This window comes from Rhodococcus sp. 06-235-1A, from assembly GCF_002258785.1.
Classification (GTDB): domain Bacteria; phylum Actinomycetota; class Actinomycetes; order Mycobacteriales; family Mycobacteriaceae; genus Rhodococcoides.
In genome coordinates this window covers 81,566-93,866 of the sequence record NZ_NOYI01000011.1, presented here as the reverse complement: position 1 = coordinate 93,866, position 12,301 = coordinate 81,566, and the positions used below count along the sequence as shown (strand labels likewise).

Below are 12,301 nucleotides of genomic sequence, written 5' to 3'. Positions count from 1 at the left end.
TTGCTGCATTACGCCTTCTCTCGGGTCGGGGTGGGGGCCGCTGCAGCCATGGCAAGCAGCTGCTGAACGCTGCTCGCCGGTGCCAGGTTGGCGACGTCGAGCGCTTCCGCCAGGGCTGGACTCTGCGTGCGCTGGCGTTCGTCGTCCGCTCGCGGCCGGGCCGGCGCAGGTACGGTCTTTCGCTCCGGTCGCGGCTGGGTCAGGGGTCTGAATGCTGGCGCGGCCGGTACTGCGTTGTCGTCGAGCTCCACCGGTGCCGCGGCATTCTCGGCTCGATCGCGGGGTGCCCTGGCGGCTATTGGTTCGCCGATAGCACCGCCGTCGATTGACGGGGTGTCGAGGATGATCACCGACCCCAGTACCGCGTGAGGGCGTTTGATCCGGATCGGCTCACCATTGATCTTCGATGGCGACATGGCCCCGGTAGCCGCCCGTCCGACACCCCGGACTACTGAGATCGGATTCCGTGCCCCCTGCGGCAGCCTCCCCAACACCCACAGGGTGCCGCCGGTGATGCCGAGGAAGATGGCACCGTTGGTGATGACACTGCCCTGCGCCCACAGCGACTGGGTCAGCCACAGCAGGCCGCCTGCGATACCCGCGCCCACGAACTGGGTCAGGGTGTAGGGGCCGCCGGGGATCTTTCGGCCGTCTGGCGCTTTGCCGATCAGCTGCGGAAAATTCCGCGCCTTGGTGAACATCTTGACCACGCTTTGCGAGGAGGCCTGCTGTTCGGTCATGGTCGGTCACACTCCTGCGGGTCCGTTAAGTCGAGGTGTTCGTGGGTGGCCGAGCAGTGTCAGATGAACGCCGAGATCGGATCGGGCACCACAACGACCTCGCTGCTCTGTGACGAGGCGGAGCCGGGAAGCTCGTCGCCGACACTGTCTTTGACGGCGGTCATGTTCCACGTCACCCAGATCAATGCCCCGCCGACCACGATCGTCACCAGCGTTTTGGCAATGGCGAATTGACTTTTGAAAGCAATGGCGGCGACAAACCCGACGACTCCGACAGCTACGACGGCGCGAACGAGGTCCTGCACCTCCGTGGTTTTCTGGTTTGCCCATTCGATGATTCCTACGGCGACGACGGTCGACGACGGATCGGCCAGGATCGAGGTAATGGTCATTGTTCGTACCTTTCGGATAGAGAGAACAGAGCGTCAGTTCGGTTGAGCCGGCGCTGCGGGAACGGCGGCGGTAGTGCTGGCACCAGTCGAGGTTGGCCCCGCAATGGTTGAGGTTGCTGCGCTGGCACCGGTCGAGTTCGCGAGCAACGGCATCGGGTCGAGCGCGGACACCTCCCACCGGCCGCCCCGAGCGATCGCGGTCAGCGGATATTGCACGGTCGAGGTCTGCGCTCGATCCGTCGCTGTGACGGTCGCGGTGGCGAGCACCCGTACCGTCGCGCCGTCTGCCGGCGCTCCGGACGCGCCCGCCGAGAAGTCGGTGTCCGAGACAAGGTCGGTGATCTGGACACTGGTGTACGGCGCAGGGGTGACGGCACGGATCGGTGCGCCGGGTGAGGTGTAGCGCGAGATTTCACCGGCACCGGCAACCATCGCCGAGAGAAACTGGCCGATCGACTGGTTGAGCGAGTGCTCGAGGCCGACTCGGAATCGGTAGCCGAGCGTGAGGTCACCACCGGTCGCCGGGGCCGCCACAGCAGCGGGTACCGCTGCAGCCCGCGCATCGTCTCCCACGAACACGACAGGGACCGAGAAGTATCGGCGTTCCGGCGTCGCAGCGGGGTCTGCACCGACCGGAACCACCGAGACCGACACCACGATCGCGTAGTTTTGGCCGGCAGCTTGTAGCGGTCCACCTTGCGACGTCGATCCCGTAGAACTCTGATTTCGCGTCGGTGGATCGATTGCTTTCACGCTCGCGATTCGAGGCTCGGACGCGGTATAGCTCGCCTGAGCCGGAAGCGACATTCCGTCCGTGCGGACGAAGCGCGCGAGGGCCTTCTCGTCTCCCCGCTTCGATTGCAACCACGTCAACACGAAGTCCTGCGCGAGGTCGGTCGCTGCTGCCTCACGGGCTGCGTCGATGACGGGCTGAGTGCTTGCCTTGCTCTGAATCGGAGTCGTGGACCCGACGCCGGCCAACACGAGAACCAATGCCACCACTCCGGAGCCGATCGCCGCGAACAGCCCCAATTTCGTTGCCTTGGTCGCGGTCGCTTGCTTGCCGGCCCACTGATGAAGCTCCGTGGACAGTGCTGATTCTTTCGGCTCATCCGAGCTCTTCTTGCGGAGACCGATCTTCATGAGATCTCCTCGTGCCGAGAGGGCTCGACCGAGGTGGGGGTGAAGCATTCGTCCACCAGTCGCAGGGACACTCGCCCCCGGGTCGCCATCATCCGTTCGAGCGCTGCTCGCGCCTGCTCGGCCGGTGCACCGAGCACGACCTCGCGGACCCGGCCGGCGATCTCTGCACTGAGCGGATTGTCACCGAGCTGCGCCGCGAGGCCGCGGATCTCTTCGGACACCGAGTGCACGCAAGCGGTGTCCGAGAGCAATGCGGCCGACGGATCGTGGTCGTCCATCCGGGGTCCTCCTGTCGGTAGCCCGCCATCTACGGGCTTCTGAGAACAGGTAGATCCCTTCGAGTGAGGGTCTGTGACACAGCCGGCCGAAAATTTCTCGAACTTTTTTCGCCGCCCCGCTTCAACTCGTCCGGCTGTTATCACCGCTGACGCGAAACTGCAGGTCACAGGGGTACATGGCGAATGAGTGGCGCGGCCCTTTTCCGATCCCGCCGGGCCCGACGGGTATAACAGCACAGCCGTTTCGAGGAAGAATCCGCAGCTCAGCGGATATAAGGCGCTGTTTGTGTCAGAGGCGATCGAACTTCAGTTGCCTCTTCCAGGAGCGCCCCAGTGACCTCGCCGCAGCCTTCCTCGCCTTCCTCCACACCACTCGGATACAGCACATCGCTATTTACGACGATCAACGCCGAATGGAGAACCCTCTGTGTCGACGCTCTCGCATGCCGCGAAGTCCGCACGTGGGCAGACCGACACCCCACATGGTCCGCCGCTCGCACCGTGGCCGACATCGCCGAGCTTGCCGCTCAGGACAGTGACGCCACCCTGTCCCTGCTGCTCTCCGAGCACAGTGCCGGTAGCGCCCTCGCCGGCACAGTGCTCGTCCGGCTGATGCTCCCCAAGTTGATCCGAATCCACCGTTACGCGCGGCTCGACGGCACCGATCACAGCCGCGAAGAACGCGCCTCACGCACCATCGCCGCCTTCTACGAGGTGATCACCCTGCACCGTCCCGGCGGCACTGGAATTGCCGGGGCGCTCTCGCTTCGAACGCTGGGTCTGATCACCAAAACCTGCGAATCCGCGGTGGAAACCCCCGCCGAACCCGACCAGCTACAGCAAGTGGCCGACGGATCCACTAGCCGCACAACCAACAATCCGGGTGAGGTATCAGCGCGGGAACTGCATTCGGTTCTCGCATGGGCAGTGCAGTCCAAGACCATCACTGCCGACGAGCACTCACTTCTGATCCGCGCATATCTCGTCGCCGAAGGTGCCGATCTCGCAGCGCTTGCCGCCGAGGAGGACTGCTCACCGGCAGCTCTTCGACAGCGTTTGAGCCGCGCTGTCGCGCGCGTCCGCGACGGAGTGGCAGCACGCACCGGCAGCGCTCCAGCAACCGGGAAGCGGACGTTTTTCTACACCCGATCCCACCATGAGTCCGCCTTGGCGAGCTGAAGTTCACCACCACCTCACCTACGAAGGACGCTCATCATGACCGCATCTCGTACACGCAAAAGGATTGTTGTCTGCGCAGTCGGAATCGCCGTCGCTGCCAGCATCGTCGTCATTCCCTCCGCCATTGCCGACCCACAAGCCGGTGCCCCGGCATGCCCGGACAACATCTTGGTGGCCATCCCCGGCACCACGGAAACCAACGAACAAGCCGACCCGAATGTGCCGGTCGGGATGCTCCGCAACGTCGTGGACCCACTCGACTCCGAGTTCTCATCTCAGGAACTGCAGACATACACAGTTCCCTACGTCGCGACGATCGTGAACGACAAAGCCCAGACCTACGGAACCAGCAAGAAAGAAGCGATCGACCGCGCATCGCAACATATCTCTGAGAAGGCAGCCGAATGCCCAGGCACCAAATTCGGGCTGACAGGCTTCTCTCAAGGTGCCGACGCAGCGGGAGATCTAGCCAGCAAGATTGGGAACGGCGAGGGCCCGGTGAGCGCGGATCGCATCTTCGCCGTGGGCCTGATGGCCGACCCCGGCCAGAGCCCGACAGCCGGTATTCAACTCGGAGCCAAGACAACCGGAAACGGATTCGTCGGTGCGCGCGCCGAAGGATTCGGAGCTCTCAACAACGTCACCGCCAGCGTGTGCGATCCCGACGACACCTACTGCAACACCCCCGGCGACGCCATCGCCACACAGTTCGTCGGGCAACTCGGATCGAAAATCGACGCCTCCGATCCCGCTTCCTCGGTAGCAGGAGTCGTCACCACACTGCTCGGCCTCGACGGCCAACCCCTGACCGACACGCTCGGCAAACTCAACACCGCAGTGACCACAGGCAACATGCTCACCGTGCCGCAGCTCGCACTCGACCTCGCCGGCAACGTCTCCACGCTGAGCGCAAAAGTGGCAGAAATGACCATCCCCGGAGCAGACATCGCCCCGATGGCCACTACCGTCTCGCAGCTCACGGATGCGATCCACCGCGGTGACATGTTCGCTGTACCGGGCCTGCTGGCGACCCTCACACCCCAAGTCATCACCTTCGCCAGTCAATTCAGTTCGATGATCGGCACCGTGGTTTCCAAACTGCCCATCAACGAGTACATCGCGATTGGCACCACCGCAGCGCGAATCTCCACCAACGCAGCCGCTCAGAACTATGTGGCACTACCGGCCGATCTCGGCAAACTCGTCGGCCAAGTCAACAACGCGGTCCGCAAAACCCTCCGCGCCCTGCCCCTCGACGAGTTCCCCCTCTTGAACCGGCTGGCCGACGATCTCACCCCAGGCCGCGTCCTCGACGAGGTGCTCAACTACGCCACCTCTCTCGCCACCGACTCGCACAACTCCTACGCGAGCAAGCCGATGGCCGACAACGGTCGAACCGGAGCAGACGAGCTCACCAACCTCTTCCGCACACGCATCACCAATCCCACTGCACAGATCGCTTCGTAGCCGACCCACCTCACTACGCGAACACAAGGAACCACCACGATGCTGACAGAGCTGGACGACCCCGACACTGACCCCGACATCGCTGTCCGCATCGAGCCATACGACGCTGGGGGTACCAAAACCTGGCACCCCCAGCGCGACGGCCATCTCCTCCTGGACGCCGATCCCGCGGCGTCGACGCACCTCGCACACACCCTCGCCGACACCCTCAGCGGCCACTCCCCGCACGTATGGATAATCACGGGCCCGTCCAGAACCCCTACGTTCTTGATTACCGCGGACGCGGACACCGCCCCTGACCCTGTCGACGTCATGGATTTCGTTTGGCGATTCACAACCCAACGCAAAACTCTGATCGACAACGGTCAAGCCACAACCCGCGACTTCACCCCCGCATACCTCGTCATCGACTCCCTCGAAGACGTCGTAGACACCCTCCGCCTCACCTGCCTGCGCAGTCTCCAACTACTGTCCGTCCTCGCTCACCGCGGACACCGCGCCAACGTCTACCTCGCCGCAATCACCGATCTCACCGCCCCCCGCATCTGCGAAGACCTCTGGAGAGACCTCGAAACCACGGCCCGATGACGGGGCTTCTTCTGGCAGGCAGAAAAACACTTCTACTCATAAACGAGTGTTGATTACTACGTTTGAACGCTCGACAAATCATCGCCTCCTGCAGTGTTATTGAGTTTCACTGATCACTTTGAGAGGCGAGCTATGCCATTGAAGAAATTGCGTCGCGCAGTTGCAGTGCTTGCGTTCACTGCGGCCGCCGCGGGCAGTTCAGTTGTCCTCGCCCCGGCCGCCGACGCTGTCACGGGATGCACCGTCTGGGCCGCCACTGACAATCGCGCCTACGCACAATGCTCAGGCGGGTCTGGCTACCAACGAGCAGGCGCAGCGTGCGCCTGGAACGGAATCTATGTGGGCACCGCCTACGGTCAGTGGGTGAAGGCCGGGCAGGTGTCGGTAGCCGACTGCTCCTACCCACGCAAGATCGACTTCCAGCGTGGTCGCCATGTCGTGTGGTGGGAAACAAAGTGAAGCCCAGCTGAATGACCCAGGGGACGTCGTAGGGCGTCCCACGAAGATGAGTAAAGCGCTCCGGCACCGGTGTGGTCGACACACAGCTACACCGACAGACTGGGATCCTCAACGACGCCCCAAAGCTGTTAGCAGGGACTCCCGCCCACTGCTGCGGTCGAACGCAGCGAAACAACCGGCGACAGCGTGCGCCCGATCCAGCGCCGAAGGAAATTCCGCGAGCTGCACATCCCACAATTCGCAGCACACCTCAAGACGCGGAATGTTGGTCGCGGGGATCCCATGGGCACCTGCGGTCAACGCCGCGATATCTACGGGCAGATGGTGCCAACACGACCGGACACCATGCCGGTGAAAGACCTTGCTCAAAAATGCCGCATGTATCTCCGGATCCGCACCGCCGAGCGTGTTTCCAGCCAACGCATCACTGAGCGCCGCGAGCTCCGATTCGACGGTCGACGCGTCATGCTGCGCCTTTTCCCCCAGTCGTCGGCGGTGGTAGCCGCTGAGCTGCAAAAACGTAGGATCTGCCCGTTCGAGCTGCACCGATGTCAAAGGCAGCGCGAGATCCCACACCCTCCCGGATGCACCGTCGATCGCGGCGAGCTCGAACACCTCGTGAGCCTCGAACGACGGCCCCGTGGTGTGGACGTCGACAACGACGAGCTGCCGGCCCCTCATCCCCGCAACTCCCCCTGCCACACCGAATCGATACACGGCACACCCACGCCGGCAGAATCAACATCGAACTCGGTCATCACCGCGGCGAACCTGCTCACGACGTGTCCCGCAACGTCCCCGCTTCCGTCAACGTTCACATCTCCACCGCTCTTGTCTCGCATGACCATTCATCCCCACCGAGAGGCCAAGCCCCTGTTGGCTGTCTCTGTCGATGCACATTAGCGGCAGGACCGGACACCACGAACAGCTCGAATCTCATCCGCAGGCCAACTCGTCTGTCATTCAGACGGTTGTCAGCCCTAACTACCAGTGACATCGCCCCCCAACACGAGGACCATCAGAAGCGGCCTGGTCGCAACGATCAGCTCAGCGGGTTCGCAGTTGCACCCAGTATCTTTACCCGTCGGTCTGAGTCGAGGACGACGAGTTACAGCGGGGCATGTGCCTGCTGCGACGAACACTCGTGGAGGTTCAGATGGGCGAAATGGAATGCCGACCGTTGATCCTGATCAGGGGGTTCGGCGGGGTTGATGTCGCCGATGAGCAGCGTAGTGCGTATCAGGGATACAACGACGGCACGGTCTACCCCACCAAGCGTGGTGACAATTACATCTACGAGGGGTTCCTGCTCCGCGCACTGAAATCGAAAAGGTACCGCTACACGGACGCAACGAACGTTGTGGGCTACTACGCGCAGGATGTCGACGCACCCGCCGACACGGGCGGACACCCCCCCTCGGACGTACGTGGCACCGTTGTCATCGATCCGCGCACGGCCGCGCGCGTTCTCAACGAGGCCACTTCGGGGACGATCTGGGTGTACCGATTTTACGACCTCTCACCGCGGACCCTGGCCCGATACGCTGACGGGCTGGCCCGCCTCATTTCCCTGATTCAACGATCGTCAGAACAGCACAACCAGAAGTTCGACGGCGTCGACGTCATCGCCCACAGCATGGGTGGGCTGGTTCTGCGGGAGGCCCTGATAGCGATGGGTAAAGACACGTCACAGGACCTGGTGCATCGCATCGTCACCCTCGGCACACCGCACCGCGGGATTGCGTTTCAACGCGTGCCCCGCTGGTTGCTCGATTTGCTGCCGGGCGCGCGCGACGCAAGCGACGAACTGGCCTCGTTCTCACCGTCGAGCACAAGGTTCTTGAAGGTCTTAGACGCATTTCCTGCCCGGCGGATCCTGACCGTGGTCGGCACCAACTACCGCACCTACGGCGCGAGCGGAGCTTCCATGGCGAATCGGCTGTCCACCCTGTTCGACGGAGGTTCACTCAGCACGAACCGCAGCGATGGGCTCGTCAAACAGTCCGCCGCGCAGCTTCCCGGCGCGCCCCGCACCTTCGTACACAAATGCCACGGCGGGGTGGACTCACTGGTGACGTGCAGGGAATCCTACGAGATCGCTATGCGGTTCCTGCACGGGTCGCATCACATCCAGCTCTGGCTCGACGAGGCAAATATCGAGCGGGGACAGGACTGTTTCGGAAAAAGTGAGTTCTACTTCGGGGTGACAATCAAACCGCGGTACGTGGACTTCGAGCTGTTTCACCAAAGCCCGGAGGCGGAGAACTGCTACGGCCCATTCGACCGTCCGGACCTGCTGGGCGGGCCACCCGACCTAAAGAGTGAACTCGAAAAGTCACTGGGCGATGCCGGCGATCACACCACGGGATGGGCTGGCCCGAAGCGGTTGGTCTGGGAAGGCTGGGTCGACCAAGACGACAAACCTGATCCGGACGCACTCGGACTGGTCTTCCGCCTCGACGTGTACGTCGGCGAGAGAGACAGCTACGGCGTAGGGTTCTCCGACAACGTGATCTTCCGAAAGCAGTATTACGTACAGGTGTTCCCTCGCGCTGATGGACCGGCCGTGTTCGTGCACACCGGTGAACGGTTTCTCGGCAGCAACGACCCGCAGTCCGAGGCCGAGCTGGAACTTCTCGCCGACAACACGGCCAACGGAGTGCAACAGCTGGCACGCAGCGACGCCGGTGACTGGACGTTCGACGTCGGAAGAACAGGCTCAGGGTTCAGCGGAAAGTTTCGAATCGCGATCGAGGAGGACCTCTGAAGGGACGCCCGATCCCCTCCTGTCAGGTGTATTGCCACATGGCCGGAACTCTTGCATGAAGGCCTCGGTCGCACAGAACCACGTCTGGACCGGCAGAAAACCCCTCAGCCTGTTCCACACAACAGCCCGGCGGCTTGACTCGATCGATGGGTAGTCAGCGCACCGGTATCGCCGCTCATCTCGTGTTCGGACGAGAGATCGGAAGTCTTAGAGATCGACCCATGGCAAATAAGAGCCAATGCTGCTGATTACAGAGCATTCCGGACATCGCTGGCTGGGCGTCGTCTTCTTGCGCGCATTGCATGCTTGCTGAGTCGTCAGCATCGATTACTCACACTTCCCACACTAACGCTTGTGCAGTTCGCTTTAGAGATCAACCAATCAATGTACAACAATCGATCGGGCAAACGTCTACGCCGGTGATCGGGAACGAATAGTCCGCAGATACGTGGCTCCTCTCGATGAAATCTCGTAACCAACATCCAGGCTGCGTGTCAGACCAAGGTTCTTCAGCTTGCGGACGTCGAGTTTCAGCGACTCTTTTTCTCGGCCAAGTAGAGTCGCCAATTCAGCTGCTCTGCATCCTTGGTTATCAGCGACAGCTACCAGCACTGCGGTCGTCCAAGCTCCACGCCGACTTGCCCGATCCAGACGCTCCAATGCCGACGAGATTTCACCAACCTCCAGTTCGGACAGGTCTGCGCGATCGCTCAATTCAATGCGCTCGTCGGGGCCCGTGTAGCGAACTTCGATTCGAAACACGGGGTCTAGTTCCGTACCGCGAAGAGTCGCCGAGAGTGCGGCCAGACTCTGTTCTCCTGCCGCGCGAGCGTCATCGTCCGAAATATCTTTTGTATCGACCCGATCTACACTGACAATCTCGACAACCCCGGCTTTGGTGTGAAGTTTGGTGCCTACGCGTACTCTCGGGGCGGCCCAGCGTCGGAACACACGAGTGACCTTTCCTGATGCAATTCCACGGGCGACACGATCGGTGAAAATCATTGCGACCGGACTGCGCCGACCCCGGCAAAATCCGCGAATGTACGTGCGGACCTTCCTAATACGTCGGCAACATCGGTCGTCGTCGATGCCGCGTATCCGTTCGCGATAGTCGAGAACAGACCGAGCAACGTGTCGATGTACTCGGCGTCCCAACTCAGTTCCAGGGCAAATCGTTTGAACTCTGAGTCCGACACCGCTTCGTAGCTTTCCACGCCGATACCGGTACCGGCAGTCAAAGCAGCTAACTCATGGAAGGTGAGCGAATCTGGCCCGGTCAACGCATACTCGTTGCCCGCGTGGCCGTCTACGATGAGAGCCTCGGTCACTACCGCCGCGATGTCGCGGGTATCGACGAAGCTGACCGCGGCCTGAGCAACTGGAAGCCGAAGTGTTCCAGCCCCTGCGGCGGCGATATCTTGCAAGGGCCCCTCCGTCACGTTCTGGTGGAACCAGTTCGGGCGCACGATCGTCCAGTCGAGAGACGATGCCTGCACTCGCAGTTCCAGTCGGCGCTGATCAACAGTTTCTGGCGCATGCTCCATCCCCAGAGCGGTCATGAGGACAACGCGCTTGACACTCGATCGTTCAAGTACGTCCAGGAATCTGACTGCGCCGTCGCCCAAACCGCGAACAGAACGATGGCCGTCGTCGCCGCCGGGAAGGACAATGAATACTTTGTCGATGCCGAGAAGTGCCTCCTCCCAACCGTGCGGATTCTGCCAATCGAACGGAGGGCAGGAACTGCGGCTGGCCGCCCGCGCCTCCACGTCGCGGCGGCCGAGTTCGGCGAGTACCTGCGACCCCACTTTTCCTGTCGCGCCGGTTACCAGAACTGTCACGTCTGTACCCCTAATGTAATTGCGAGCTGATCGAGAAGTACGGCCCGAAAACCGTCCATCTGCGGATACGGCTGTTGCAGCACCCGCGGAAAACAGAGGCCATCGAGCGAGGCCACCACCAAGTCGATGACGGAACTGATGTCGTGCTTTGGATGGAACACACCGTTGTCGACACCGAGTTGCAGTGTTGTTTCGAAGGGTTCCCGGTACCGTGCCTGTAGGCCAATGCTGTCGGCCCGCAGCTCGTCGTCATGCGCGGCGGCGGTCCAGAATTCCATAAGCATTCGCCATACCGGCGTTGGGGTGTTGATGCCACGATCAACCAGCAGCACCACTTGCTGCCATAGGTCCTCGGTGCTTTCACTGGCTCGACGCATCTCGGTGACCTCGCCCTCGGTCGCCGCCTGTAGAGCCTCGACGAGCATGTCTTCCCGTGATCCGAAGTAGCCTTGCAGCGTGCTGATAGCAACCCCGCTAGCATCCGCGACGTCTCGGAAGCGGGTGTTGTAATAGCCCCGCTCAGCAAGGACCTCGATTACGTTCCTGAGAACTGCTTGCCTGCGTTCGCCACCTGCACGTCGTCGCCGAGTATGAGCAAAAGTCATCGGCGAACTCTACCTCTAGCTCCCCTCATTGCCCCGGACGCGGTGCCGTCCTTGACTCCGACGCCGGCAAGGCCGAAAACCTTTCCGACGTACCGCTCATCCGACTCTTTGCCGGGCATGCGCCATTCCGGTATGCGGGTCATCCCTGGTTCGACCAGGTTGAACCCTTCGAACATGGCACGAACGGCGTCGTCGCTGCGATACCGGATGGGGTTGTCGGTCTTGGAATAGACCGCGGTGACATCTCCGGACTGTGCCGCTAAGCCTTCGGCTGTGGCATGGGAAAGCGCAAGATAGCTACCGTCGGCCAGTCGATCTCGATAGGCCGCAACCACGCCCCACGGATCGGCGGCGTCCGGAACGAACTGCAGCACTGAGAACAGCAGCACTGCCACTGGTCGCGAAAGATCCAGAACCTTGTTGGCCTCGGGGCTGTCCAGGACTGCGTCGATATCGCAGATGTCCGCGTGCAAAAATGCACATCTCGGGTCGCTGCCGAGTATTTGCCTACCGTAGACGGCTGCGGCTTCCTCACTGTCGACGTACAGAACCCGATAGTCCGGCGTCACCTCACCGACGACCTCGTGCACTGGGCCTTCGGTCGGAATGCCCGCGCCGAGATCAAGGAATTGATCTACCCCTTGCTCGGCGCAGAATCGGACCGCTCGCCTTAAGAACTGCCGATTGGCTCGCATGATCGTCGGCGTGATCGGCAACAGTGCGATGACTTCCTCTGCACGCTGACGATCCACTGTGAAGTTATGGGTGCCCCCGAGGTAATAGTCATACATACGAGCAGCACTGGCGTGGACGGGTTCGGGTGTATTCATACGGGAGCC

14 protein-coding genes are annotated in these 12,301 nt (G+C 61.9%); 5 read left to right on the top strand and 9 right to left on the bottom strand.

Annotated elements, in window-relative coordinates:
• Positions 1-8: 8 nt before the first annotated feature.
• From CH275_RS09695 to CH275_RS09680, 4 genes are read right to left on the bottom strand one after another with little or no spacing between them, the layout of a single operon-like run.
• A complete protein-coding gene (locus CH275_RS09695; protein WP_094677546.1) occupies positions 9-740 on the bottom strand; it encodes a hypothetical protein in 732 nt (243 codons plus the stop codon).
• A gap of 59 nt (positions 741-799) precedes the next feature.
• The gene (locus tag CH275_RS09690; RefSeq protein ID WP_094677545.1) at positions 800-1,132 is read right to left on the bottom strand and encodes a hypothetical protein; all 333 of its coding nucleotides are present in this window, start codon (positions 1,130-1,132) and stop codon (positions 800-802) included.
• Positions 1,133-1,165: 33 nt separating this feature from the next.
• On the bottom strand, positions 1,166-2,275 hold the full coding sequence (locus tag CH275_RS09685) for a conjugal transfer protein (RefSeq protein WP_179276076.1): 1,110 nt from the start codon (positions 2,273-2,275) through the stop codon (positions 1,166-1,168).
• Positions 2,272-2,553, bottom strand: coding sequence for a hypothetical protein (locus CH275_RS09680; RefSeq protein ID WP_094677543.1), 282 nt, complete (start codon positions 2,551-2,553; stop codon positions 2,272-2,274). The genes CH275_RS09685 and CH275_RS09680 overlap by 4 nt, the downstream gene beginning before the upstream one ends.
• A gap of 501 nt (positions 2,554-3,054) precedes the next feature.
• Here CH275_RS09680 and CH275_RS09675 point away from each other — a divergent pair.
• The 4 genes from CH275_RS09675 to CH275_RS09660 all read left to right on the top strand — a co-directional run bounded on the left by CH275_RS09675 (position 3,055) and on the right by CH275_RS09660 (position 6,246).
• The gene (locus CH275_RS09675) at positions 3,055-3,732 is read left to right on the top strand and encodes a hypothetical protein (RefSeq protein ID WP_094677542.1); all 678 of its coding nucleotides are present in this window, start codon (positions 3,055-3,057) and stop codon (positions 3,730-3,732) included.
• A 36-nt stretch (positions 3,733-3,768) separates the two neighbouring features.
• A complete protein-coding gene (locus CH275_RS09670; RefSeq protein WP_094677540.1) occupies positions 3,769-5,199 on the top strand; it encodes a cutinase family protein in 1,431 nt (476 codons plus the stop codon).
• Positions 5,200-5,238: 39 nt separating this feature from the next.
• The gene (locus CH275_RS09665; RefSeq protein WP_094677538.1) at positions 5,239-5,787 is read left to right on the top strand and encodes a hypothetical protein; all 549 of its coding nucleotides are present in this window, start codon (positions 5,239-5,241) and stop codon (positions 5,785-5,787) included.
• A gap of 132 nt (positions 5,788-5,919) precedes the next feature.
• Positions 5,920-6,246, top strand: a complete 327-nt coding sequence (locus tag CH275_RS09660; protein ID WP_094677536.1) for a hypothetical protein — start codon at positions 5,920-5,922, stop codon at positions 6,244-6,246.
• A gap of 108 nt (positions 6,247-6,354) precedes the next feature.
• Here CH275_RS09660 and CH275_RS09655 read toward each other — a convergent pair whose 3' ends face one another.
• Positions 6,355-6,861, bottom strand: coding sequence for a hypothetical protein (locus CH275_RS09655; RefSeq protein ID WP_143546734.1), 507 nt, complete (start codon positions 6,859-6,861; stop codon positions 6,355-6,357).
• A gap of 541 nt (positions 6,862-7,402) precedes the next feature.
• Between CH275_RS09655 and CH275_RS09650 the strand changes: the two genes are divergently transcribed.
• Complete coding sequence (locus CH275_RS09650; protein ID WP_179276075.1) at positions 7,403-9,013, top strand: esterase/lipase family protein; 1,611 nt, start codon at positions 7,403-7,405, stop codon at positions 9,011-9,013.
• A gap of 411 nt (positions 9,014-9,424) precedes the next feature.
• Here the strand turns inward: CH275_RS09650 and CH275_RS09645 are convergent, their stop codons facing one another.
• From CH275_RS09645 to CH275_RS09630, 4 genes are read right to left on the bottom strand one after another with little or no spacing between them, the layout of a single operon-like run.
• On the bottom strand, positions 9,425-10,018 hold the full coding sequence (locus CH275_RS09645) for a hypothetical protein (protein WP_094677530.1): 594 nt from the start codon (positions 10,016-10,018) through the stop codon (positions 9,425-9,427).
• Positions 10,015-10,857 carry an NAD(P)H-binding protein gene (locus tag CH275_RS09640; protein WP_179276074.1) on the bottom strand — a complete coding sequence of 281 codons (843 nt, stop codon included), beginning with the start codon at positions 10,855-10,857 and terminating at the stop codon, positions 10,015-10,017. The genes CH275_RS09645 and CH275_RS09640 overlap by 4 nt, the downstream gene beginning before the upstream one ends.
• The gene (locus CH275_RS09635; protein ID WP_094677526.1) at positions 10,854-11,462 is read right to left on the bottom strand and encodes a TetR/AcrR family transcriptional regulator; all 609 of its coding nucleotides are present in this window, start codon (positions 11,460-11,462) and stop codon (positions 10,854-10,856) included. The genes CH275_RS09640 and CH275_RS09635 overlap by 4 nt, the downstream gene beginning before the upstream one ends.
• On the bottom strand, positions 11,459-12,292 hold the full coding sequence (locus CH275_RS09630) for an SAM-dependent methyltransferase (RefSeq protein ID WP_094677524.1): 834 nt from the start codon (positions 12,290-12,292) through the stop codon (positions 11,459-11,461). Before CH275_RS09630 ends, CH275_RS09635 begins: the two co-directional genes overlap by 4 nt.
• Positions 12,293-12,301: the final 9 nt, after the last annotated feature.

What these genes read in the sequence shown, in the direction of transcription:
- CH275_RS09630 (WP_094677524.1), bottom strand. Translation starts at nt 12,292, where the DNA reads ATGAATACACCCGAACCCGTCCACGCCAGTGCTGCTCGTATGTATGAC.
- CH275_RS09680 (WP_094677543.1), bottom strand. Translation starts at nt 2,553, where the DNA reads ATGGACGACCACGATCCGTCGGCCGCATTGCTCTCGGACACCGCTTGC.
- CH275_RS09690 (WP_094677545.1), bottom strand. Translation starts at nt 1,132, where the DNA reads ATGACCATTACCTCGATCCTGGCCGATCCGTCGTCGACCGTCGTCGCC.
- CH275_RS09665 (WP_094677538.1), top strand. Translation starts at nt 5,239, where the DNA reads ATGCTGACAGAGCTGGACGACCCCGACACTGACCCCGACATCGCTGTC.
- CH275_RS09695 (WP_094677546.1), bottom strand. Translation starts at nt 740, where the DNA reads ATGACCGAACAGCAGGCCTCCTCGCAAAGCGTGGTCAAGATGTTCACC.
- CH275_RS09650 (WP_179276075.1), top strand. Translation starts at nt 7,403, where the DNA reads ATGGGCGAAATGGAATGCCGACCGTTGATCCTGATCAGGGGGTTCGGC.
- CH275_RS09660 (WP_094677536.1), top strand. Translation starts at nt 5,920, where the DNA reads ATGCCATTGAAGAAATTGCGTCGCGCAGTTGCAGTGCTTGCGTTCACT.
- CH275_RS09645 (WP_094677530.1), bottom strand. Translation starts at nt 10,018, where the DNA reads ATGATTTTCACCGATCGTGTCGCCCGTGGAATTGCATCAGGAAAGGTC.
- CH275_RS09670 (WP_094677540.1), top strand. Translation starts at nt 3,769, where the DNA reads ATGACCGCATCTCGTACACGCAAAAGGATTGTTGTCTGCGCAGTCGGA.
- CH275_RS09685 (WP_179276076.1), bottom strand. Translation starts at nt 2,275, where the DNA reads ATGAAGATCGGTCTCCGCAAGAAGAGCTCGGATGAGCCGAAAGAATCA.
- CH275_RS09635 (WP_094677526.1), bottom strand. Translation starts at nt 11,462, where the DNA reads ATGACTTTTGCTCATACTCGGCGACGACGTGCAGGTGGCGAACGCAGG.